At 62.1% G+C, this 293-nt stretch carries 1 protein-coding gene; it reads left to right on the top strand.

Translation table 11 applies throughout. The features are described from left to right. Nucleotides 1-293 (top strand): alpha-L-rhamnosidase-related protein (locus AF337_RS14900; protein ID WP_152971086.1); only part of this gene is annotated, 293 nt, incomplete at both ends.

Below are 293 nucleotides of genomic sequence, written 5' to 3'. Positions count from 1 at the left end.
GTTTCATCGGCACGCCCGCCCTGCTGCCGGCGCTGACGAAGCTCGGCATGGACGATCTGGCCGAAAAGGTCTTCCTGCAGGAGGATGTACCGGGCTGGCTCTACCAGGTCTCGAAGGGAGCGACGACGATCTGGGAGCGCTGGGATTCCATGGCGCCTGACGGCACCATCTACGAACCTGATATGAACAGCTACAACCACTATGCCTATGGCGCTGTCTGCCAGTGGCTGTTCGAAAGCGTCGCCGGAATTTCGCCGAGCCCGAGCGCGCCCGGATTTGCCGAGGTGATCGTC

Origin of the sequence: Rhizobium ecuadorense (assembly GCF_001187535.1) — a bacterium.
Lineage (GTDB): Bacteria > Pseudomonadota > Alphaproteobacteria > Rhizobiales > Rhizobiaceae > Rhizobium > Rhizobium ecuadorense.
The sequence above is the reverse complement of the archived record's forward strand: the minus strand, read 5'-3'. Positions and strand labels throughout refer to the sequence as shown.